The organism is Microbacterium sp. CGR2 (genome assembly GCF_003626735.1).
Taxonomy (GTDB): domain Bacteria; phylum Actinomycetota; class Actinomycetes; order Actinomycetales; family Microbacteriaceae; genus Microbacterium.
The window spans coordinates 147,535-170,822 of sequence record NZ_RBHX01000001.1; the positions used below are offsets into that span (position 1 = coordinate 147,535).

The following is a 23,288-nucleotide window of genomic DNA, read 5'->3' on the forward strand; positions in this document are numbered from 1 at the left end:
AAAATCAGGGGTGCAGGATCTGCGTGTAGTAGCCGGTGATGTGACCCTGCATGAGGGCGCGGGCGGCATCCGCATCTCCGGCGTCGATCGCTTCGACGATCGCGCGGTGCTGGGCTCGGAGCGTGCTCGCCATCTCGTCCCACTCCCCGATCGCGGCGACACCCGACTGGACGTAGGACTCGATCGATGACCGCAGGCCCGCCATCATCGCGGCGATCACCGTGTTGCCGCTGGCCTCCGCCAGCGCGAGGTGCAGCTGCGCATCCAGAGCCAGGAACTCCTGCGCGGTCAGGCCGTCGAGGTCCATGGCGTCGAGCATGCGGTGCGCCTCCGTCGTGTCACGGTCGCCCGCCTCGGCGAGGGCGGTCACGACCGCGGCTTCGAGCACCAGACGCGTCTGAACGACATCGTCCAACGGGAAGCCCTGCGCGGCCACCTGAAGGCGCAGGAGCACGGAGAGGCCACCGGTGGGGGTGGCGATCACGATGGCCCCGGATTGCGGCCCTGAGCCGGTCGCGGTGCGGATCAAACCCATGACCTCGAGGACCCGAAGGGCCTCGCGGACGCTGGAGCGACCGACACCGAGGTCGGCGGCGAGCTCGCGCTCCGAAGGGAGCCGGTCACCGGGTCCGAGCCGTGCGTGGAGGAGGTCGCGTTCGATGTGCTCGAGCACGAGGCGCCAGGCGCGCGATGGCTGCGTCTCGGGCATCGATGCTCCCTCTCGGTGTGGTCTGACCACAGTAGCGTGAGTAATCAGACCACGCAATCCGCGGCAGTGAAGCGTTTCGTCTCGCTGGCGCTCGCTCAACGAGCGGAGCGGGCGCAACGAAACGAACGATGGGGCACGCGCTCGACGAGGGAGCGTCAGCCCAGGCGTCCGCCGGACTCCTGGAGGTAGCAGGTGCCGCACAACGACTCGTAGGTCGTCAACTCCGGGGCCGCCGATCCGTCGGCACCCTCGTCGATGGCGACCTGGTCGCCGTCGAAGACGAACCGTCCGCCGACCACTCGGCCGTTGAACACAGCCTTGCGTCCGCAGCGGCAGATCGTCTTGAGCTCTTCCAACGAGTGGGCGATCGCCAGCAGCCGTGCGGAGCCCGGGAAGGCATGGGTCAGGAAGTCGTTGCGGATGCCGTAGGCCATCACCGGGACGCCGTCCTCGACCGCGATGCGGAAGAGGTCGTCGATCTGCGCCGGAGTGAGGAACTGGGCCTCGTCGATGAGCAGGCACGCCACGTCGATCGGACCGCTGGGGATCAGCTCCTCCTCGGCCGAGCGGCGCGCACGATCACGATGCTCGGCGAACAGCGCCCTGGCATCAGCCCCCGGTGCGATCAGGAAGTCGACTTCGCGCGTGACGCCGAGGCGGCTCGCGATCTCCGAGGCGCCCTTGGTGTCGATGGCGGGCTTCGCGAGCAGCACGTGCTGACCGCGCTCCTCGTAGTTGTACGCGGCCTGAAGCAGCGAGGTCGACTTGCCGGAGTTCATCGCGCCGTAGCGGAAGTACAGCTTCGCCACGGTGCCGGGTCAGACGTTGATGCCGAGGGCGGCAGCCGTGGCAGCCGTCGACTCCGCCGCCAGCGCGGGATCCGTGTTCAGCTTCTCGCCGAACGTGGGGATCAGTGCGCGCAGCTCCGGCTCCCAGCCGGGGTACTCATCCGGGAAGCAGGTCTCGAGCAGCTGGAGCATGATGGGCACGGCCGTCGAAGCGCCCGGCGAGGCACCGAGCAGACCAGCGATCGATCCGTCAGCAGCCGAGACGACCTCGGTACCGAACTGCAGGACGCCGCCCTTCTTGGGGTCCTTCTTCATCACCTGTGCGCGCTGTCCGGCGTCGATGAGAGTCCAGTCCTCATCCTTCGCGGTCGGCATGAAGGTGCGGAGACTGTCGACCTTCTTGCGGTGATTCTTCAGCAACTCACCGACGAGATACGTGATCAGGTCGGGATTGGCCAGCGCGACCCGCAGCATCGGCCACAGGTTGTGGGTGCGCACCTGCGTCACGAGGTCGAGCATCGACCCGTTCTTGAGGAACTTCGGGCTGAAGGTCGCGAACGGACCGAACATCAGCGAGGCCTCCCCGCCGACGACACGCGTGTCGAGGTGCGGGACCGACATCGGCGGAGCGCCCACGGACGCCTGCGAGTAGACCTTCGCCTTGTGCTGCGCGACGACGTCGGGGTTGGTGGTCTTCAGGAACTGGCCACCGATCGGGAAGACGCCGTAACCCTTGATCTCGGGGATGCCGGAACTCTGGAGAAGCTTCAGCGCCCAGCCGCCCGCGCCGACGAACACGAAACGCGCCTTGATCTCGCTCGGCGTCAGCCCCAACGTGGTGCGGTACTTGACCAGCCACCCGCCATCCTTCTCCTTCTTCAGACTGCGGACTTCCTGGTTCTTGCGCAGACTGACGCCGGAGGAGGTGAGGTGGTTGAAAAGCTGGTGGGTGAGCGCACCGAAATCGACGTCGGTGCCCGCGGGGACCCGCGTCGCCGCGAACGGCTCACCCTTGCGTCGCTGCTGCATGAGCAGCGGCGCCCATTGGTTGATGACGCGCGAGTCCTCGCTGTACTCGATGCCGGCGAACAGCGGCTGGTCCTTGAGCGCCTCATAGCGGGCCTTCAGGTACGCGACATCCTTCTCGCCCCGCACGAACGTCATGTGCGGCGTCGCGTTGATGAACGTCGACGGCGCGTCGAGCACCCCTCGATCCACGAGGGACGACCAGAACTGGCGGCTCTGCTGGAACTGCTCGTTGATCGACACCGCCTTGGCGGGATCGAGCGGAGCATCGCCCTGCTGCGGCATGTAGTTGAGCTCGCAGAGCGCGGCGTGGCCCGTGCCGGCGTTGTTCCACGGGTTGGAACTCTCCTGCGCCACGTCAGACAGTCGCTCGAAGGCGACGATCTTCCACTCCGGCTGCAATTCATGCAGCAGAGTACCCAGGGTGGCGCTCATGATGCCACCGCCGATCAGGACGACATCGACGTTTTCAGTCACCGAATCAGTCTAGTTCGCCTGCGCCGACCCGAGAGCCAGCCGCAGGGGATCGAAGTTCGCGCGGACTCAGTGGGCTGCGACGAGACGCTCGGCGAGAACCTCGGCGATCTGCACGGCGTTGAGAGCAGCGCCCTTGCGCAGGTTGTCGTTGCTGATGAACAGGACGAGCCCCTTGCCCTCGGGAGCGGACTGGTCGGCGCGGATGCGACCGACGAAGCTCGGGTCCTTGCCGGCAGCATGCAGCGGGGTGGGAACATCCTGCAGGACGACACCCGGGGCCTCGGCGAGGACCTCAGCGGCACGCTCGGGAGTGATGTCGCGCGAGAACTCCGCGTGGATCGAAAGCGAGTGGCCGGTGAACACGGGCACTCGAACGCAGGTCCCCGCGACGCGGAGGTCCGGCAGCTCGAGGATCTTGCGGCTCTCGTTGCGGAGCTTCTTCTCCTCATCCGTCTCGTTCAGACCGTCGTCGACCAGGTTCCCCGCCAGCGGGATGACGTCGAACGCGATCGGCGCGACGTACTTCACGGGCTCAGGGAAATCGATCGCGGACCCGTCGTGCACGAGTCGGAGCGTGTCGCCCTGGGCGAGCACCCCCTCCACCTGATCGAGGAGCTCCTGAGCACCGGCGAGACCGGAACCGGAGACAGCCTGGTAGGTCGACACGATCAGACGCTCGAGGCCCGCCTCGGCATCCAACGCCTTCAGTGCCGGCATGGCCGCCATCGTGGTGCAGTTCGGGTTGGCGATGATGCCCTTGGGGCGGTCGTCCATGGCGTGCGGGTTGACTTCGCTGACCACGAGCGGCACCTCGGGGTCCATCCGCCAGGCACTGGAGTTGTCGACGACCACGGCACCCGCCTCGGCGAAGCGAGGGGCGTAGGCGCGGCTCGCGGTGGCGCCGGCGGAGAAGAGCGCGATGTCGATGCCCGCAGCATCCGCCGTCTCGACGTCTTCGACGACGACGACGGCTCCCTGGTACTCGATCTCGCTGCCCGCGGACCGCGAAGAGGAGAACAGCCGCAGTTCGCGAATCGGGAACGCTCGCTCGGCGAGAATCTCGCGCATGACGGTGCCGACCTGGCCGGTGGCGCCGACGATGGCGACGGAGAGTCCTGATTCGGAGATGCGGGTCATGAGGTTCCTTGGCTTCGTGCGGTGCGGCATACGAGGCTTCGGGCGCGACGTCGGGGTGCGGATGCCGCGCCTGGCGCCGATGTCAGGGTTCGGGTGAGTCTATCGCGCTGGCGGAGGGGCGTGGTCAGCGACCGCTGCCGGCGTGCACCGTGGCTTCGGCCTCACCGTCGAGGCCATACGCGGTGTGCACGGTGCGCGCAGCCTCGGCGAGGTCATCGCCGCGCAGCACCACGGAGATGCGGATCTCGGAGGTCGAGATCATCTCGATGTTGATGCCACCGGCTGACAGCGCCTCGAAGAGCGTCGCCGAGACGCCGGAATGGGTGCGCATACCCGCGCCCACGACCGACAGCTTGCCGATCTGGTCGTCGTGGATGAGGTTCTGGAACCCCACCTGACCCTGCTCTGCCGCGAGGGCTTTGAGTGCCGCCGTCGCATCCGCTTTGGGGACCGTGAACGAGATGTCGGTGCGCCCCGTCGCCGACACGTTCTGCACGATCATGTCGACGTTGGCGCCGGATTTGGCGACGATCTTGAAGATGTCGGCTGCTTTGCCCGGGACGTCGGGGACGCCGGCCACTGTGATCTTGGCGTGGCTGAAGTCGGTCGCGACTCCGGCGACGATCGGTTCTTCCATGACTGCTCCCTCTGCTTCGCGCGGGTTTTTCATGCCCTCGCCCAGGACGTACGTGCCCTCGGACGACGAGAACGTCGACCGAGCGTGGATCAGGACACCGTGACGGCGGGCGTACTCGACGGCGCGGATGTAGAGCACCTTCGCGCCGTTGGCTGCGAGCTCCAGCATCTCTTCGCTGGAGACATGGTCGAGCTTCTGCGCCCGGGGGATCACCCGGGGGTCCGCCGTGAAGATGCCGTCGACGTCGCTGTAGATCTCGCACACGTCGGCGTCGAGCGCCGCCGCGAGCGCCACGGCCGTGGTGTCGGAGCCGCCACGACCCAGCGTCGTGATGTCACGAGTGTCGCGGTTGAAACCCTGGAACCCGGCGACGATGACGATCGCGCCCTCGTCGAGGGCCTCGCGCAGACGCACCGGGGTGACGTCGACGATACGAGCGGCACCGTGCTGCGAGTCGGTGATCATGCCGGCCTGACTGCCGGTGAACGACCGTGCTTCGAAGCCCATCGAGTGGATGGCCATCGCCAGCAGCGCCATCGAGATGCGCTCTCCACTGGAAAGCAGCATGTCGAGCTCTCGCGGAGCCGGAATCGGGGCGACCTCGTTCGCGAGATCGAGCAGCTCGTCGGTCGTGTCGCCCATGGCGCTCACCGCGACGACGACGTCGTGCCCGGCTCGGCGCGTGTCGACGATGCGCTTCGCGACGCGTTTGATGCTCTCTGCGTCGGCGACGGATGAGCCGCCGTACTTCTGCACGATGAGGGCCACGATCACTCCCCGGGTTGTCGGGCGGATCCGCCCACGCTCATTCTACGATCGGCGCGTATACGCCGCCGCGCATGTGACACACGCCGGGCGGTGCCAGCTGGTGCGGTTTCAGGGTGCGGGCGGCAGGGCGACGGGCGGAACAGCCTCCGAGCGTGCGGCAGTGGAGGCGGCGGGTCGGAGCCGCCCGCCGGTCGCTGCGAACCAGCATCCGGCGATGATGAGCGGGAATCCGATGAGGAGACCCGGTGTCAGCGGCTCGGAGAGCACGATCGCGCCCAGGATGATCGCCACCACCGGATTCACGTAGGTGAAGAGCGGTGCACGCACCGGGCCGACCTCGCGGATGAGCGCGAAGAAGGCGAGGAAGGCGACAGCCGTGCAGATCACCGCCAGGGCGAGAAGCGCGCCGATCGACGGCAGGGTCGGTACCTCGTGCTGCGTGAGCAGGGCGATTGGCAGATACAGCACGCCGATCATGAGCAGCGAGAGGGTGATCGTGCCCATGGACGGGACGTCGGCGAGCTTCCGCGCCACGATGAAAGGGGCGATCGCGTATAAGACGGCGACGAGCAGCACTTCGCCTGCCGCCAGCAGGCTGATCTCGCCGCCGAGGAGTCCGGGGCCGGCGACGACGATCGCGACACCGACGAACCCGACGAGCAGTCCGATGCCGCGCGCGGGTCTGAGTACACCGCGATCGCCGCCGCCGAGTGCGATCAGCGCCGCGAACAGGGGGACGGTCGCCACCAGCAGACCGGTCATTCCCGACGGAAGCGTCATCTCGGCGTGCCCGAGCAGCACGAACGGGCCCGCCATCTCGACGAGACCGAAGGCCAGCACCCAGGGCCAGTGCTTCAAGGCCGTGCGCATCGCCCCGCCGCGGAAGGCGAAAGGCAGGAGGATGAGAGCCGCGATGAGCGTGCGGCCGGCGACGATCGCGGGCGGTGAGATCGACTCCACCGCGATGCTGATGAACAGGTACGGCACGCCCCAGAGGAGCGCCATGGCTCCGAACAGCAGCCATCCTCGGCGGGAGAACCCGGCCTGCGGTGTCACAGGGTGCGCCGCCCTTCGAAAGCGCGGCCGAGCGTCACCTCATCGGCGTACTCGAGATCGCCACCCACCGGAAGCCCGGATGCCAGACGCGACACGGTGATCTGCATCGTGGTCAGGAGCCTGCTGAGGTAGCTGGCGGTGGCCTCGCCCTCGAGGTTGGGGTTCGTCGCGAGGATCACCTCCTGCACCGTCCCGTCGGCGAGGCGCGTCATCAGTTGCGCGATGCGCAGGTCGTCGGGCCCGACACCCGCGATCGGACTGATCACGCCTCCCAGCACGTGGTACAGCCCGCGGAACTCGCGCGTGCGCTCGATGGCGGCGACGTCTTTGGCGTCTTCGACGACGCAGATGAGCGTCTGACTGCGTCGCGGATCGCGGCAGATCGCGCAGCGTTCCTGCTCGGCGACGTTGCCGCAGATCTCGCAGAAACGCACCCGGAGACGGATCTCGGAGAGAAGCTCGGCCAGGCGCGCCACATCGAACGTCGGCGTCTGCAGGATATGGAACGTGATGCGCTGGGCGGATTTCGGTCCGATGCCGGGGAGCCGACCGAACTCGTCGATCAGCTCTTGAACGATGCCGTCATACATCAGGAGAACCTCGTCGGGGGCTCGTAGGGCTCTTCACGCACGAATCGGGCGCCGAGCACCTGGCGGATCACGGCCTCACCGTAGCGCTGCACTCCCCCGACAGAGGGAACGCGCTCGGTGACGGCAGGAGGGGCGGACGGTCGACGCGGGGTCTCGGCCACCGAAGGCGAGGGTTGCGTCGACGGCGAGGGCTGCATCGCGCGCGGAGCCGATACTTCCGGTCGGGGCGCGGCGATGCCTGCGTTCGGCGCCGGAGGTTCGTACGACGGGTCATAGGGCGGCTCGTCATCGAAGGCGGGCGCCTCATCGTCTCCGGGCAAGGGAGGCACGTCGCGGTCGACGGTGCCGTCGGACGGGGGAGTCGGAGCGGATGCTGCGGCCTCGACCTCTTCGGGTTCGTCGTCGACCGGAAGCGGGGCCGTCGGTGCCGGCACCTCGCTGGGCGCTTGATCGGCGCGAGGAATCGGCGCGACCGCCCACTCCGTGACGGATGCGGACGATGATGCTCGGGACTCGGAACGGGAGAACCCCGCTGACGCAGGCTCCGATGCGGTCGCGGCGTCGCTGGGTGCCTGCGGAGCGGATGCCGCCGGCTGGCGGGGTGCGCCGCCGGTCGCCGGCATGGGCGCGGGGAGGTACTTCACCCGGACGCCGAGTTCCTGCTCGATGGCCGTACGCAGGTGGTCGGACGGACCGGAGCCCGGCGTGACGCCCTTGAACTTGGCGACGTCGTGCTGGCTGGTGAAGCCGAGCGTGAGGACCTCGGTATCGGCCACGTAGGCGAGCGGCTGCACGGCGGTCGCCAGCAGCCACGACGTGCGGCTGATCCCTTCGAGTCGCGTGAGCACTGCCGGCCATGCCGCGCTGATGCGGTCGAGGGTCACCGGTCCTGTCGGCGCGCTCGACTTCTCCGTGGACGCGGGCTCAGCGGCCGACGTCGAGGGTGCGAGCGACGGCGACGCTGCGGGCGCCGACGCTGCGGGATCGGACGCTGCGGGCGCCGACGCTGCGGGAGTCGACGCTACGGGCGCCGAGGTGGATGCCTCGGGGGCGGAGGTTGCGGGAGCCGACGCTGCTGCAGGAGGAGTTGCTGCCGGAGGAGCGCTGTCCGCTGCGGGCGGTGCGGTGGCCGCGGCAGGGGCCCGCTCTGCCGACGGTGCCGCGGTGCGGTCCGGCGCGTCGGCGCGCGCCGGCGACGCGGCGTCGCCCGGCACAGCGGCCGTCGCGTTCGCCGTTGCCCCGGCATCCGACGCCCCGCCAGACGCGCCGGCGAGAACGCGCGCCACCATCAGCTCGAGGTGAAGACGCGGTGAGGTGGCACCCGACATGTCGTCGAGAGCCGCACTGACCACATCGGCGGTGCGAGAGAGCCGAGCGGAGCCGAAGGCCGACGCCTGGGCGCGCATGCGCTCCAGGTCGTCTTCGGCCACCCCGCGCAGCACGGCAGACGCACCGGCGCCGACGGCGGCGATGACGATGAGGTCACGCAGCCTCTCGAGCAGGTCGTCGACGAAGCGGCGGGGGTCTTGACCCGTCTGCACGACGCGATCGATCGCCGGGAAGGCTTCTGCGGCGTCGCCGGCGGCCAGCGCGTCGACGATCTCGTCGAGCAGTGCGGCATGGGTGTACCCGAGCAGCGAGACCGCCCTGGCGTAACCCACCGTGACCGTCTCGGAACCGGCGGGCGCGTCGGACCCGGCGATCAGCTGATCGAGCAGCGACAGGGTGTCGCGAGGAGACCCGCCGCCGGCGCGGACCACGAGAGGGAGCACGCCCTGCTCGACGATGACGCCCTCTTCGCCGCAGAGTTTGGCGACGTACTCGAGCATCGCGGCGGGCGGCACGAGGCGGAAGGGATAGTGGTGCGTGCGCGAGCGGATCGTGCCCAGCACCTTCTCGGGCTCGGTGGTCGCGAAGATGAACTTCACGTGCTCGGGCGGCTCTTCGACGAGCTTGAGCAGCGCGTTGAACCCCTGAGGGGTCACCATGTGCGCCTCGTCGAGGATGAAGATCTTGTACCGGTCACGGCTGGGCGCGAACGTGGCGCGCTCGCGCAGATCGCGCGCATCGTCGACGCCGTTGTGGCTGGCGGCGTCGATCTCGACGACGTCGAGCGATCCGCCGCCGGCACGCGACAACTCGACGCAGCTCGGGCAGGTTCCGCAGGGAACGTCGGTCGGCCCTTCGGCGCAGTTCAGGCACCGCGCCAGGATGCGCGCGGACGTCGTCTTGCCGCACCCGCGAGGGCCGGAGAACAGGTATGCATGCCCGACTCGATCGCCGCGCAGCGCGGTCATCAGCGGGTCGGTCACCTGTGACTGCCCGATCATCTCGCCGAACGTCTCGGGCCGGTAGCGGCGGTAGAGGGCTGTGGTCACCTCAACAGCCTACGGCGTGCCGCCGACACTTCGGCGGCCGCCCGGTCAGTCGATCGACTCGATGATCGGGATCGCCGTCGTGATCACCGGAACGGATGCCGACATCCGCGTGCCGTCCTCGCGCCGCGCGTCGGCGAACTGCCGCAGCGTCGGGCGGCCGGGGATGATCGGGCCCTGGTCGGCGAGGGGTACGGCGACCACTTCGTCGACCGTCGCGACGTAGTCGGTCCCGCGCACCGAGAACGCCACCGGAGCGCCGCTGCGCACGTGCATCCGCAGTTCGTCCCTGGTCACCGTGACCTGCACCGACGATCCCTGCCACTGCAGCGGGAACGACAGCGAGGGCCATTCGGCCGGGAGGCGCGGGTCGAAGCTGAGCTCTCCCGCGTAGTCGCGCATGCCGCCGAAACCGCAGACGAGTGCGGTCCACACGCCGCCGGCCGAAGCCACGTGCACGCCGTCAGCCGCGTTGTGGTGCAGGTCGTGCAGGTCGACGAACAGCGACTGCTCGAAGTAACGCTGCGCGAGGTCCTGGTATCCCACCTCGGCCGCCAGGATGGACTGCACCACGGCGGAGAGGGTCGAGTCGCCCGTGGTCAGCGGGTCGTAGTAGTCGAAGTCGGCCCGCTTCTCCTCGGGCGTGAAGTGGTTGCCCTGCAAGAAGAGCGCGAGGACGACATCCGCCTGCTTGAGCACCTGGAACCGGTAGATCACCAGCGGGTGGAAGTGCAGCAGAAGGGGTCGCTGCTCGGCCGGGGTGTGTGCGAGGTCCCACACCTCTCGCTCGAGGAACAGCGAATCCTGGGGGTGGATGCCGAGGGTGTCGCTGTAGGGGATGACCATGGCCTCGGCGGCGCGCTCCCACGCCTCCGCCTCCCCCGTGCCGAGACCCGTGCGCTCGACGAGCCGCGCGTAGTCCTCGGGGAAGCTCTCCTGGATCTCCCGCACGATCCTCGCGGCGTACCGGAGGTTGTAGCGCGCCATGACGTTCGTGTAGAGGTTGTCGTTCACCACCGTCGTGTACTCGTCCGGCCCCGTGACCCCGTGGATGTGGAAGGTCTCCGCACTGCCGCCGGCGCCGGAGTCTCCGGGGAGCGGCGAGCCGCGCCAGAAGCCGAGAGTCGCCCACAGCCGCGCGGTCTCGATGGCGATGTCAGCGCCTTCGCGCCGCAGGAACTCCTCGTCGCCGGTGGCGCGGACGTACTTGCCGAGGGCGAAGCTGACGTCGGCGTTGATGTGATACTGCGCGGTGCCGGCGGCGTAGTAGGCCGAAGCCTCCTCGCCGTTGATCGTGCGCCACGGGAAGAGAGCTCCCGCCTCGTTCAGCTGGGCCGCCCGACGTCGGGCGGCCGGCAGCATGAGCACGCGGGCACGCAGGGCGTTGAGCGCCCATTGCGGCGACGTGTAGGTGAGGAACGGGAGCACGTAGATCTCCGTGTCCCAGAAGTAGTGGCCACTGTAGCCCGAGCCGGAGACGCCCTTGGCGGGAACGCCGGTGCCGTCCGCACGAGCGGACGCCTGAGCGAGCTGCAGGAGGCACCACCGAGTGGCCTGCTGCAGGTCGTCGCGTCCGCCGATCTGCACATCGCTGCGCTCCCAGAACGCGGCGAGCCAGTCCTCCTGACGCCGGAACTGCGTCTCGATGCCTTCGACGATCACCCGATCGAGCGAACGACGGCAGCGGTCCACGAGTTCGCGCGGCGGGACGCCCCGCGACGTGTGGTAGCTGACGAGCTTGGTGATGCGGATCGGCACACCCGCCTTCGCCTGCACGCGGAACACGTTCTTGGCGATGTCGGGGTCGACGAACCTGCGGGCGTTGTACTCGTTCTCGGTCTCGATGAGGTGATCGGCCACCACCGCGACCGTCATCCCGGAATCGGCGACCTGATACGAAAGAGCAGATCGCTGCCCGTCCTGCCAGAACTCGTCGGGCTCGAGCACTCGGTCGGCGATCTTCTCCGCCTTGCGGGGATCGAAACCGGCCTGCTTCCGCGCGGGGACCGGAGTGCCCGCGTAGACGTTCCCGCCGTCCTGCCGGTTGAGCATCTGGCAGCTGATCGTCACCGGTGCGTCGGAGTTCTCGACGGTGACCTCGAGCCGGAGGATGGCGAGGTGGCGCTCCTCGAAGCTGACGATGCGCTCGTCACGGATGCGCACGCGCTTGCCGGACGGAGTCTCCCAGACGACGATGCGTTCCAGGACGCCGGTGCGCATGTCGAGCGTACGCCGGTACTCGCGCACATCCGCCTCGTCGAACGACATCGGTTCGTCGTCGACGTAGACCCGCATCACCTTCGCGTCGGGCGCGTTGACGATCGTCTGGCCGACCTCCGCGAAGCCGTAGGCCTGCTCGGCGTGCCGGATGGGCCAGGTCTCGTGCAGCCCGTTGATGAAGGTGCCGTGCTCGTGCGCCCCGCGCCCCTCGATGTGGTTGCCGCGCAGACCGAGGTATCCGTTTCCGACCGAGAACAGCGTCTCTCCGACGCCGTCCTCGGAGTAGGCCGTCTCGATCAGTCGCCAGGGGTCGACGGGGAAGCGGTCGCTGTCGATCATGCGGTCTCCGAGGTGTCGATACGGGATTCGGGGAGGAACACGGCGAGGTCTTCGACGACGCAGGTGGCACCGGAGGCGCGGAGGGCGTCTGCTCCGGTGCCGCGGTCGACGCCGACGACGTCGGCGATACCGGCTGCAGCAGCCGAGGCCGCGCCGGAGGTGGCGTCTTCGAACGCGACCGTCCGGGACGGGTCGACACCGAGCGCGACGGCGCCGGCGGCGAACATGTCGGCGGCGGGCTTGGAGGAGAGCTCGTCGCGCTCGGCGACCACACCGTCGACGACGACGCGGAAGAAGTCGCGGATGCCGGCGGCGCCGAGGACCTCTTCGGCGTTCTTCGAGCTCGACACCACGCCCAGCGGGATTCCCTCGGCGCGCAGGCGTTCGATCAGTGCGAGCGAGCCCGGATACGGGGCGATCCCTTCTGCGCGCAACGAGGTGGCGAAAGCGGCGTTCTTCCGGTTGCCGATTCCGCAGATCGTCTCGGCCTCCGGGTCGTCGTCGACCTCGCCCCACGGCACTTCGACGTTCCGGCTGTGCAGCAGACTGGCGACGCCGTCGTAGCGCTTCTTGCCGTCGACGTAGTCGTAGTAGTCGGCATCCGTGTACGCCGGGCTGATTCCCCACCGCTCGAAGACGTCATCGAAGACGACCTTCCACGCACGCATGTGCACCTCCGCCGTCGGCGTGAGGACGCCGTCGAGATCGAAGAGCACGCCGGCCGCGTGGAACAGGTCGGGCAGGGCTTCTGGCACAGGAGCCTCCAGGAGAAGGGTGTCGGGTATTCGGCACCTCTCCGTGCCACTGTGCAAGCGTAATGCGGTGCGGGCATCGCGGGTAACCCCGGCGCGGCATCCGATCAGAGCAGTTCGGCGGTCTGTCGAGCGATCTGCAGCTCTTCATTCGTCGGGACGACGAGAACGGTGACGGATGACGCGTCGGTGGAGATCCGACGGATGCCGCGCCCGCGCGCCTCGTTCCGCGCGGCATCGATCTCGACACCGGCGAACCCCAGGGTCGACATGGCGGCGGCGCGCACCGCGGCCGCGTTCTCGCCGACGCCCGCGGTGAAGGAGATCACGTCGACGCCGCCGAGCTGCGCGATGTAGGAGCCGGCATAGGCGCGCAGTCGATGGACGTAGACGTCGAAGGCGAGGGTGGCAGCGTCCTCCCCCGCGTCACGGCCGGCGAGGATGTCGCGCATGTCGCTGTGTCCGGCGAGACCCGCCAGGCCGCTCCGGCTGTTCAGCAGCGCGTCGAGATCGTCGATCGAGTATCCGGCCCGACGCGACAGGTGCAGGAGGGCCGCCGCGTCGATGTCGCCGGAACGGGTGCCCATCACGAGACCTTCGAGCGGTGTGAGGCCCATCGAGGTCTCCACCGAACGACCTCCGTCGACCGCGGTCACGGACGCGCCGTTGCCGAGATGGAAGACGAGCTGTTTCAGGTCGGCCAGGTCGCGGTCGAGGTAGGCCGCGGCGGCCTCGCTCACATACTGGTGACTCGTCCCATGGAAGCCGTAGCGCCGCACACGGTGCTCGGCGGCGAGGGCGGCATCGATGGCGTAGGTGTAGGCCGCCGGCGGCAGAGTCTGATGGAACGCGGTGTCGAAGACCGCGACGTGCGGCACGTCGGTGAAGACCGCCTTCGCTGCGCGGATCCCGGCGAGATTCGCCGGGTTGTGCAGAGGCGCGAGCACCGCGAGCTCATCGATCTGTCGCTCGACGTCAGCGTCGACCAGCGTGGGGGCGAAGAAGCGAGCACCGCCGTGCACCACGCGGTGCCCGACGGCGGCCGGACGGCGGTCTTCCAATGACGGACCGTTGGCCGCGAACTGCTCCAGCATCACGGCGAACGCGGCGGCGTGATCGGCGATCGACTGCTCGTCGCGATAGGTCGCGTCGAGCATGGTCGGCATGGCCTCGGCATCCTTCTCGGGCCGCACCGTGTGAGCGACCGGGCTGAGGTCCTGCCCGATCCGCTCGATGAGCCCGTTCGCCAGCTCGTTCTCGTTCTCGACGTCGATCAGGCTGTACTTCAGGGACGAGGAGCCGCTGTTGATCACCAGGACCACGCTCATGCGTCGCCGCCTTCCTCCGCCGCCTGCGCCTGGATGGCCGTGATCGCCACCGTGTTCACGATGTCGTCCACGAGCGCTCCCCGCGAGAGGTCGTTGATCGGCTTGTTGAGGCCCTGCAGCACCGGACCGATGGCGACCGCCCCCGCCGAACGCTGCACGGCTTTGTATGTGTTGTTGCCGGTGTTGAGGTCGGGGAAGACGAACACCGTCGCCCGGCCCGCCACCGCGGAGTCGGGCAGCTTGGTCTTCGCGACGGCGGCATCGGCGGCCGCGTCGTACTGGATCGGCCCTTCGACCGGCAGTTCCGGCGCACGCTCGCGCACCAGAGCGGTGGCCGCGCGCACCTTCTCGACATCAGCGCCGGAACCGGATTCGCCTGTGGAGTAAGACAGCATCGCGACGCGGGGGTCGATGCCGAACTGACTGGCCGTCGCCGCGGAGGAGATCGCGATGTCGGCGAGCTGCTCGGCGGTGGGATCGGGGATGACGGCGCAGTCGCCGTAGACGAGCACGCGGTCGGCGAGCGCCATCAGGAAGACACTCGAGACGACATTCACGCCTTCCTTCGTCTTGATGATCTCGAAGGACGGACGGATCGTGTGCGCCGTCGTGTGCGCCGCGCCCGACACCATGCCGTCGGCCAACCCCAGGTGCACCATCATCGTGCCGAAGTACGACACGTCGGTCACCGTGTCGGCCGCACGCTCGAGCGTGATGCCCTTGTGGGCGCGGAGACGCGCGTACTCCGCGGCGAAACGCTCGACGAGTTCGGGGTCGGTGGGGCTGATCACCTGTGCGGCCGAGATGTCGACGCCGAGGTCGGTCGCCCTGGCGCGCACCGCCGACTCGTCACCCAGGATGGTCAGGTCGGCGACCTCTCTGGCCAGCAGAGCGGCCGCGGCCCGGATGATGCGATCGTCGTCGCCTTCGGGCAGGACGATGTGTCGACGATCGGCACGGGCGCGCTCGATGAGCCCGTACTCGAACATCAGCGGCGTGACGACGCGCGATTCGGCGAGGCCCAGTTGCGTGGTCAGCTCGACCACATCGACGTGCGCCTGGAACAGGCCCAGAGCGCGGTCGTACCGGCCCCTGGCGTCGACAGAGATCCGACCGCGTGTGCCCATCACCCGCACAGCGGTGTCGTACGTGCCGAGGTCGGTGGTGATGATCGGCACCGAGGAGGAGATGCCGTCGAGGAGCTGCGCGATCGGTTCGGGCAGCGGGAACGGGCCGTTCAGGATGATCCCCGCGATGCGCGGGAACGTGCCGGACGAATCGGCCAGCAGGGCCGCGAGCAGCACTTCGGTCCGGTCGGCGGGGATGACCACCACGGCTTCTTCGGTGAGCCGCGGCAGCACGTTGACCATCGACATGCCGGCGACGACGATGGTCATCGCCTCCCGTTCGAGCCGGTCGTCGTCGCCCTTGAGCAGGGTGCCGTCGACGGCGACGAGGATGCTGCGGATCGACGGAGCGACCAGTGCGCGGTCTTCCGGGATCGCCCACACCGGAGCGGTCTTGGCGGGGACGACCTCGCGGACGGCGGCGATGATGTCGTCGAGCGTCTCCGGGTCGGCCCGGTTCACGACGACCGCGAACAGCTCGGCGCGTTCCGTCGTGAGCTCGGAGAGGGCCAAGGCTGCGATCTGTCCGACCGCGGCGGCCGTGCGTGCCGTCGTGGTGCCGAGCTGCTCAGCCTGTCGCTGCTGGTCGCGTCCGCTGAGCACGAGCAGGACAGGGGCTGCGAGGTTCGCCGCGATGCGGGCGTTGAATCCGAGTTCGGCAGGACTTCCGACGTCCGTGTAGTCGCTGCCGATGATCACGACGGAGTCGCACTGCGCCTCGACGGCCTTGAAGCGGGAGACGATGGTCGACAGCGCAGCATCCGGGTCTCTGCGTACGTCGTCGTAGCTGACGCCGATGCAGTCGTCGTAGTCGAGGTGCACGCCGTCATGGGCGAGCATCACTTCGAGGATCTCGTCGCGTTCCGTCACCGACCGGGCTATCGGGCGGAACACGCCCACCCGTGGCGACACGCGCATCAGAGCGTCGAGCGCCCCGAGGGCGATCGTCGACTTGCCGGTATGGCCTTCGGCCGAGGTTACATAGATGCTCCGCGCCACGGGTTCAGCTTAGGCGGGCGCGGCTGTGCACGGGCCCGACAGGGCGTCGACCACGGCGGTGGCATCCGTCTGGAATCGGGAGTAGTAGTCCCGATCGGTGTTCACCTGCACCCGGTGAATGGCGTGCGACGGTTCCATCTGCTGCCAGCCCGGTACGCCGACCAGACGGTCGAAGAACATCGTGGCCGCCGTCGCCGGGTCCATCCGCTCCTCGATGCTCCCCCACCACTCCTGCTGCTGGAACAGCCCGATGCTGGTGGTGCGCGACCCGTCGGGGTTCGTGAACCCGCGGGTCTCCCAGTCGCCGTAGTCGATGTTGTGCAGGCTGCTCTCGCCCATCGCGGTCATCACGCCCAGGATCTGCCCGTCGCGGCCGAGCCCGAGAGCGGATGCCGTGCGCACGATGGTCGCCGCGTTCTCGAGCTGCTCGCCGCTCCATCCTTCGACCCCCGCCTGCGGGAACGTCGTCGGATCGTCGAGACAGACCGCGGCGGGCTCGCGGGCGAGGCCCAACGGGATGAGCACAGCGAAGACGACGACGGCGGCCACCGCGGCCGCGGAGATGAGCACGCGCCGCAGGAGGCGCTGTCGACGCAGTCGGAGTGTCGCGCGCTTCCTGGCCCCCGGCTTACGACGCTTCGTTCGGGAGGCCGGGCGGCGGCGCGACTGCGGGTGGCGCTTCGCCGGGCGCTTTGCGGAGAGGCGCTGCGCGTTCATCCGCGCCGTCGCGCGTGGATGGGTCGCGCTCGCCCGCCGACGAGCGCGGCCGCCGCGCCGCCGATCGCGCCGAAGAGGTGGGCCTGCCACGACGTGCCGTCAGCGACTCCGACGACGCCGGCGAGCATCGATCCGCCATACAGCGCGATGACGATCAGTGCGATGACCGCATAGAGGATGCGGTGGGATATCCGCCCCGGCGCGAAGACGCGCAGCACGACGTAGCCGAAGTAGCCGAACACGAGTCCCGAGGCACCGACGGTGAGCGTTCCGGGCGCATTGAAGAACCACGTGCCCAGCCCGCTCGCGACGGTGACGATCACGGTGACCGCCCAGAACCGACGCGTTCCCTCCACCGCGACCAGGCAGCCGAGCACCAGGAAAGGGACGGAGTTCGCGATGAGGTGTGCCCAGCTCGCGTGCAGGAGCGGGGCGAGGATGATGCCGCCGAGACCGGAGAGATCCCAGGACCGCAGCCCGAAACCGGTGAAGGAGCCGGGCAGGATCGCATCCGCGAACTGGATGACCCACATCGCGGCAAGGAGCAGCACCGGGGAGGCGAAACGACGCAGGGAGTTCGACGAGGTCCGGGGCTGCATGGCGGTCACCCCACGATTGTGGCAGGCGTAGCCCGGAGACGACTGGGTGAATGCGCGGCGCACGGGCACAAAAAATGACCCTCCGCGCACCCAGCAGAGCCCGGTTACCCTTGCTGCGTTTCCGCCCTGGGGGAATTGGCCTGGATGCCGCCACGCGGAGAGCCGTCGTCAAGTCTAGCGGAAGGTGTCACGGGTCGACGACCGGTGGGAGCGAATGATCCACGCTGCCCTGTCAAAGCGTACGATCGAGACACGCGCACCGTGGCGCCGACGCGAGAGGGTACGCATGCCAGAGAACTCCCCCCAGATACCGGTGATGATCGACGCCGACCAGTTCGCCGCGCAGACATCGGCGATCCTCGCCTCGATCGCTCAGGTGATCGACGGGAAGCCGGATGCGGTGCGGAGCGCCGTCGTCTGCCTGCTGGCCGAGGGGCATCTGCTGATCGAAGACGTCCCCGGCGTGGGCAAGACCATGCTGGCTCGTGCGCTCGCCGCGACCGTCGACGCGACGGTGCGCCGCATCCAGTTCACGCCCGACCTTCTTCCCGGTGATGTGACCGGCGTCTCGGTCTACAACCCGGTGGATCGCGAGTTCGAGTTCAAGCGCGGAGCGATCTTCGCACACATCGTGATCGCCGACGAGATCAACCGCTCCTCCCCCAAGACGCAGTCGGCGCTGCTCGAGGCGATGGAAGAGGGTCAGGTCACCGTCGACGGTTCGACCCACCCGCTCCCCGAGCCGTTCCTCGTCGTCGCGACGCAGAACCCGCTGGAGATGGAGGGCACCTACGCTCTCCCGGAGGCCCAGCGCGACCGCTTCATGATGCGCATCTCCATGGGCTATCCGGATGCCGCGGCCGAGGCGCTCATGCTCCGTCAGCGCGACGTGGTCAATCCTCTCGCCGCGGTGTCTCCCGTCGCCGACGCGGCATCCATCTCGCAGCTCATCGCGTGGGCGCGCGCCGTGCACGTGGCTCCCGCCCTGGAAGAGTACGCGGTCGCGCTCGCTCAGGCCACGCGCTCCGACCCGAACCTGCACCTCGGAGCGAGCCCGCGTGCGACCCTGCAGCTCATCCGCGCGGCGAAGGTGTGGGCGGCGCTCGACGGCCGCGACTTCGTCATCCCCGACGACATCACCGCGCTGCTCATCCCGGTGCTCGCTCATCGGCTGCTCCCGGCGCGAGGGGCGCAGCGCGCGGGTGCTCAGCCCATCGAAGCCGCGTTGACCCAGATCGCCGAACGGGTGCGGGTTCCCATCGCAACCCGCGCCTGACCGGACCGACCATGCGACGACGACGAATCCTCACCCCGCGTGGCGCGGGCACGCTCGTCGCGGCAGTCGGGTGTCTCATCGCCGCCAATCTCGTGGGCACCCGCATCCTGGTCTACATCGGCCTGTTCCTGGCGCTCCTCACGCTGTGCTCGGTCATCGCCGTGCGGATGCCTCGACGGTCGGGGACCGTCAGCCGTCAGATCTCGACGGATCTGCTGACCGTGTCCGAGACCTCGCGGGTGACGGTGCGGTTCGCGCTCCGTGCGCTGCGCGTGCCGCACGGACTCTGGCACGACGTGCTGCCGGACGCGGTGGAGGGTGACTCCGGCGGCGAGTACCCTCCCGAGTCCGGTCAGCTCAGCTATCAGATCACCGGCGTGCGCCGCGGGGTCTGGTCGCTCGGCCCGTTGATGCTGCGCACGGTCGACCCCTTCGGCCTCGCGCAGCGGGAGCAATCGTTCGGTGAGACCCGGAGCATCACCGTCGTCCCCGAGATCTTCGCCCTCGCCCCGCTCGCGGTGCGCGTCGGAGCGGCGGGCGGCACCGCTCACACCTCCTCCAGCAGGCTCGGACAGGGCAGTGACAACCTCTCCCCCCGCGGATACATCCCCGGCGACTCGATGCGGCGGATCCATTGGCGAGCCACCGCGCACCGCGGGCAACTCATGGTGCGCCAGGAGGAGCAGGAGTCCAGCCCCGACGCGCTCGTCGTCCTCGATCACAGCAGCCACCGCTGGACCGCACGAGGCAACGAGGCCGACCCGACGTTCGAGGCGGCCGTCTCGCTCTGCGCCTCAGCCGCGGTGCACCTGGCGTCGGAAGGTTACAGCGTCGACGTGATCGACAGCGCCGGGAACGCACTGGGTGCGCTGCGCGGGCACGAGGATGACCGCGACGGCCTGCTCGTCGCGCTGGCTCTGGTGGTTCCGCGTGGCGAGAGCAGGGAACTCGGGGCCCTCATCGGGGGGACACCCCCGGGCCCCCTGGTGTACATCACCGGTGCGCTGGACGAAGAGGATGCCGCGCTGCTGCGACCTTCCGGCGCCGCAGCGGCGATGCTCTTCAGCAGCGATCTCCTGCCGGGCGCCACCGCGGCTGCGACGCAGCACGGATGGACGGTCGCTCGACTCGGATCCGACGTCGCCGAGGCATGGGACGAGGCGGTCTCTGCCCGGATCGGAGTCGGCCATGTTCCGGGCTGAGGGTTCCACTGCGGCCGCGCGATCCGGAGCGAGGGCGGTGCCGCGCTGGCATCGTGATCGTGAGGAAGCCGCCGGAGTCGTACTTCCCGGGGCGCTGACTGCGGCGACCTCGTTCGTGGCCATGTGGCCGTTCACCGCGGTCATCCAGCCGGGCGCCTGGTCGTTCACCGTCCTCGCTGTGATCGTCGTCCTGTCAGCCGTCGGGATGCTGATGCGCTGGCTCCTCCGGCGGCGCTCCCTCGGGCTCAGTGGTCTGGGGGCGCTTGTCGTTCAGAGCGTGGTCGCCGTCGCGCTTCTCACCCGGACGGTGGCCGGCGACACGGCGATCTTCGGGATCATCCCGACGCCCACCACCGTCTCCGTGTTCGCCACCCGGGGGGTCGCGGCGTGGAACGAGGTGACGTTCGGGTCTGCACCGCTGGAAGCGTCCCCGGCGCTCACGGCGGCGATGGGCGTCGGCTTCGCCATCATCACGATCACCCTCGACCATCTGATCGCCGGTCGTGCCGCGATCCTCGCCGTCCTGGTGATGGGGGTGGCCGGCGCCGTGCCGATGATCGCCACCCTCGGCGAACCACACCTCGTCTGGTTCGCGGTGTTCGGCGTGGTCGCGCTTCTCCTGTTCCGGTTCACCGCGCGACGCCATCCGCTCTCTCCTCGGCGATCCTCGGTGGCACTGAGCGTCGCCGTCGGCGCGGCGGCACTGGCGGGGACGATCGCCATCGCACCCGCGCTTCCCGTCACGGCGAACCTCGCCGGCACCGGGGTCGGGGTCACCGTCGACGCCTCCCTCCGACTCGGCGACGATCTACGGCAGCCCAATCCCGTCGAGGTGCTGACTGTGGCAGCCGAGGGAGAGACCGCCCCGTACCTGCGCCTGACGACCCTGTCGCGCTTCGACGGCCGTGTCTGGCAGCCCGATCGCGGCACCATGCAGTCTCAGGACGAAGGCTTCGGTGAACCGGACTGGGGCGATGACATCGTCACGGAGGATCAGAACACCTCGATCCGCGTGCTTCGGATGTCGAGCTCCTGGCTCCCCGTCCCCTACCCGGCCGTGAGCGTCCAGGGGCTCACGGGATCGTGGCGCGTGGCGACCGAGAACCGCACGCTCGTCTCGCGGAGCGCGGAGGCCACCGGCAACGACTACACCGTCGAATCCACGCGGGTCCTTCCCACTCTCGAGCAGATCCGCGGCCGCGATGCGGCAGGGCCCGTCGAGGATGAGGAGACGGACGTGGAGTTGCCGGAGATCATCCCGCGTCTCGCCGAAGAGGTCACCGCCGCGGCGTCGAGCGACTACGACCGGCTGGTGGCATTGCAGAACTGGTTCCGGTCCCAGTTCGTCTACTCGCTGGAGACACCGGTCGACGAGGGCTTCGACGGAACGGGGGCCGACGCGGTCGCCGAATTCCTCGACGTGCAGTCGGGATACTGCGTGCACTTCGCCGGGGCCTTCGCCCTGATGGCGGAGAGCCTCGACATGCGCGTGCGCATCGTCGTCGGGTACCTTCCCGGATCGCTCACCGACGAGAAGCGCGGTGAGGAGTCGGTCTTCTCGGTGACGAGCGACCAGCTGCATTCGTGGCCGGAGGTGTTCTTCCCCGGGGTGGGGTGGGTGCCGTTCGAGCCCACCGCATCGCTGGGCGTACCGACCGAGTTCCAGACGGGCGCCACCGCGGGCGGAGAGACCGGCGGCCCGGCATCGCCGGCTCCCACTTCCGCGCCCCAGACCGAAGAGACATCGGGACCCGAGATCGAACGCGGGGATACCGAAGACGCGGAGGGAACCGCGGGTGAGCTGCGACAGCTCGACCCGACTCCGGTGGTGCTCACGTTCACCGGCATCCTGGTGGTCCTGCTCCTGCCCGCCATCCTTCGCCGCATCGAGCGCGGGCTGCGGATGAGCCGTGCGCGCCGCGGCGACGCGGGAGCGGCGTGGGCCGAACTCCGCGACACCCTGAGAGACCTTCACCTGCCGGTCTCGGATGCCGACTCTCCACGGATGCGCGGTGCGTCGCTCGTGCGCGAGAGCGCGGTCGATCCGGCGGCGATGCGCGTACTGACGGATGCCGTCGAGCGGGCGAACTTCGCGCGCTCCGCGGAGGACGGAGCCGATCTGGCCGCACCGCTCGCCGTCGTGCTCGCGGGTCTCGTCAGGAGTGTCGACCGTCCCACGCGGATCCACGCGCTGCTGCTGCCGCGCTCGTTGTTCGTGATGCGCGGAGCGGATGCCGTCCTGCCGGCCTGACGGTCAGGCCGCGTGTTCGGCGCAGGGAACGGCGTCGCAATCGCCGCAGACGACGAACTGTGCACGGCAGGACAGGTCGGTGCAGTTGGCCGTGCGGTTGGTCGGCGTGCCGCATCCGACGCAGTGCCCGACAACCTGGGCCTGATCGGAGAACTCGATGGAACCGCGCTTGTCGAAGACGTAGAGCGAGCCTTCCCACAGGCCCTCGTCGCCGTACTTCTCCCCGTACCGGACGATTCCACCCTCGAGTTGATACACCTCACCGAAGCCGCGGGCCGTCATCAGGCTCGACAGCACCTCACAGCGGATGCCACCCGTGCAGTAGGTGACCACCGGCTTGCCTTTGAGGTCGTCGTAGGCGCCCGAGTCGAGGAGCGCCACGAAATCTCGCGTCGTCTCGGTGTCGGGGACGACCGCGCCGCGGAAGCGTCCGATCTGCGCTTCGAGCGCGTTGCGACCGTCGAAGAACACGACGTCGTCGCCCCGTTCGTCGACGAGCTCGTGCAGGGCCTCGGGGGTCAATCGGATGCCACCGCCGACGACGCCGTGCTCATCGACACGCAGCTCCCCCGGGGCACCGAACGACACGATCTCGTCGCGCACCTTGACGCTGAGCTTGGGGAAGTCCAGGCTGCGGCCCTCCCCGTCGACACCGGTTCCGTCGCTCCACTTGATGTCGGCATCTTTGAATGGCGCATACGAGCGGAACGAACGCGCCCACTTCTTGAGCGCACGGATGTCGCCGCCGAGCGTTCCGTTGACGCCGTCCTTCGAGATGATCAGCCGGCCACGCAGGCCGAGCGCCTCGCCGAGGTCGCGCTGCCACAGCCGGACGGCCTCCGGGTCCGCGAGGGGCGTGAAGGCGTAGAAAAGGACGATCTTGGGTGTTGCCACCTAGGGATACTACGTCGAGTT

The 23,288-nt window shown here is 68.9% G+C and carries 18 protein-coding genes and 1 other RNA gene; 3 read left to right on the forward strand and 16 right to left on the reverse strand.

Going from position 1 to position 23,288, the window contains the following annotated elements; translation table 11 throughout:
* Positions 1–4: 4 nt before the first annotated feature.
* The 15 genes from D7252_RS00805 to ffs form a co-directional block, all read right to left on the reverse strand.
* Positions 5–709: a FadR/GntR family transcriptional regulator gene (locus tag D7252_RS00805; RefSeq protein ID WP_120773668.1), complete on the reverse strand. Its 705-nt coding sequence runs from the start codon at positions 707–709 to the stop codon at positions 5–7.
* A gap of 155 nt (positions 710–864) precedes the next feature.
* On the reverse strand, positions 865–1,518 hold the full coding sequence (locus D7252_RS00810) for a thymidine kinase (protein WP_120773669.1): 654 nt from the start codon (positions 1,516–1,518) through the stop codon (positions 865–867).
* 9 nt (positions 1,519–1,527) lie between these two features.
* Positions 1,528–3,000 carry a malate:quinone oxidoreductase gene (locus D7252_RS00815; protein WP_120773670.1) on the reverse strand — a complete coding sequence of 491 codons (1,473 nt, stop codon included), beginning with the start codon at positions 2,998–3,000 and terminating at the stop codon, positions 1,528–1,530.
* Between the two features lie 66 nt (positions 3,001–3,066).
* Entirely contained in the window at positions 3,067–4,137 is a 1,071-nt protein-coding gene (locus D7252_RS00820) for an aspartate-semialdehyde dehydrogenase (protein WP_120773671.1), read from the reverse strand.
* Positions 4,138–4,261: 124 nt separating this feature from the next.
* Positions 4,262–5,542, reverse strand: a complete 1,281-nt coding sequence (locus D7252_RS00825; protein WP_120776722.1) for an aspartate kinase — start codon at positions 5,540–5,542, stop codon at positions 4,262–4,264.
* 108 nt (positions 5,543–5,650) lie between these two features.
* Positions 5,651–6,598: a DMT family transporter gene (locus D7252_RS00830; RefSeq protein ID WP_259461027.1), complete on the reverse strand. Its 948-nt coding sequence runs from the start codon at positions 6,596–6,598 to the stop codon at positions 5,651–5,653.
* Positions 6,595–7,188 (reverse strand): recombination mediator RecR, encoded by a 594-nt coding sequence (gene recR, locus D7252_RS00835; RefSeq protein ID WP_120773672.1) that lies wholly within the window; start codon positions 7,186–7,188, stop codon positions 6,595–6,597. The genes D7252_RS00830 and recR overlap by 4 nt, the downstream gene beginning before the upstream one ends.
* A complete protein-coding gene (locus tag D7252_RS00840; protein WP_120773673.1) occupies positions 7,188–9,566 on the reverse strand; it encodes a DNA polymerase III subunit gamma and tau in 2,379 nt (792 codons plus the stop codon). Before D7252_RS00840 ends, recR begins: the two co-directional genes overlap by 1 nt.
* Positions 9,567–9,611: 45 nt before the next feature.
* Positions 9,612–12,122: a glycoside hydrolase family 65 protein gene (locus tag D7252_RS00845; protein WP_120773674.1), complete on the reverse strand. Its 2,511-nt coding sequence runs from the start codon at positions 12,120–12,122 to the stop codon at positions 9,612–9,614.
* Entirely contained in the window at positions 12,119–12,877 is a 759-nt protein-coding gene (locus D7252_RS00850; RefSeq protein ID WP_120773675.1) for an HAD-IA family hydrolase, read from the reverse strand. Before D7252_RS00850 ends, D7252_RS00845 begins: the two co-directional genes overlap by 4 nt.
* A 104-nt stretch (positions 12,878–12,981) precedes the next feature.
* Positions 12,982–14,202 carry an acetate/propionate family kinase gene (locus D7252_RS00855; RefSeq protein ID WP_120773676.1) on the reverse strand — a complete coding sequence of 407 codons (1,221 nt, stop codon included), beginning with the start codon at positions 14,200–14,202 and terminating at the stop codon, positions 12,982–12,984.
* Entirely contained in the window at positions 14,199–16,328 is a 2,130-nt protein-coding gene (gene pta / locus D7252_RS00860; protein ID WP_120773677.1) for a phosphate acetyltransferase, read from the reverse strand. Before pta ends, D7252_RS00855 begins: the two co-directional genes overlap by 4 nt.
* Before the next feature lie 9 nt (positions 16,329–16,337).
* Complete coding sequence (locus tag D7252_RS00865; RefSeq protein WP_251050545.1) at positions 16,338–17,045, reverse strand: hypothetical protein; 708 nt, start codon at positions 17,043–17,045, stop codon at positions 16,338–16,340.
* Positions 17,042–17,644, reverse strand: coding sequence for a rhomboid family intramembrane serine protease (locus tag D7252_RS00870; protein ID WP_251050803.1), 603 nt, complete (start codon positions 17,642–17,644; stop codon positions 17,042–17,044). The genes D7252_RS00865 and D7252_RS00870 overlap by 4 nt, the downstream gene beginning before the upstream one ends.
* Positions 17,645–17,714: 70 nt before the next feature.
* An RNA gene (ffs, locus tag D7252_RS00875) (signal recognition particle sRNA small type) lies at positions 17,715–17,811 on the reverse strand.
* Positions 17,812–17,930: 119 nt separating this feature from the next.
* Here ffs and D7252_RS00880 point away from each other — a divergent pair.
* From D7252_RS00880 to D7252_RS00890, 3 genes are read left to right on the forward strand one after another with little or no spacing between them, the layout of a single operon-like run.
* The gene (locus tag D7252_RS00880; protein ID WP_120773678.1) at positions 17,931–18,920 is read left to right on the forward strand and encodes a MoxR family ATPase; all 990 of its coding nucleotides are present in this window, start codon (positions 17,931–17,933) and stop codon (positions 18,918–18,920) included.
* Between the two features lie 11 nt (positions 18,921–18,931).
* On the forward strand, positions 18,932–20,122 hold the full coding sequence (locus D7252_RS00885) for a DUF58 domain-containing protein (protein WP_120773679.1): 1,191 nt from the start codon (positions 18,932–18,934) through the stop codon (positions 20,120–20,122).
* The gene (locus D7252_RS00890; RefSeq protein WP_120773680.1) at positions 20,109–22,373 is read left to right on the forward strand and encodes a DUF3488 and transglutaminase-like domain-containing protein; all 2,265 of its coding nucleotides are present in this window, start codon (positions 20,109–20,111) and stop codon (positions 22,371–22,373) included. The genes D7252_RS00885 and D7252_RS00890 overlap by 14 nt, the downstream gene beginning before the upstream one ends.
* Positions 22,374–22,376: 3 nt before the next feature.
* Here D7252_RS00890 and D7252_RS00895 read toward each other — a convergent pair whose 3' ends face one another.
* Positions 22,377–23,267 (reverse strand): rhodanese-related sulfurtransferase, encoded by an 891-nt coding sequence (locus D7252_RS00895; protein WP_120773681.1) that lies wholly within the window; start codon positions 23,265–23,267, stop codon positions 22,377–22,379.
* Positions 23,268–23,288 lie beyond the last annotated feature (21 nt).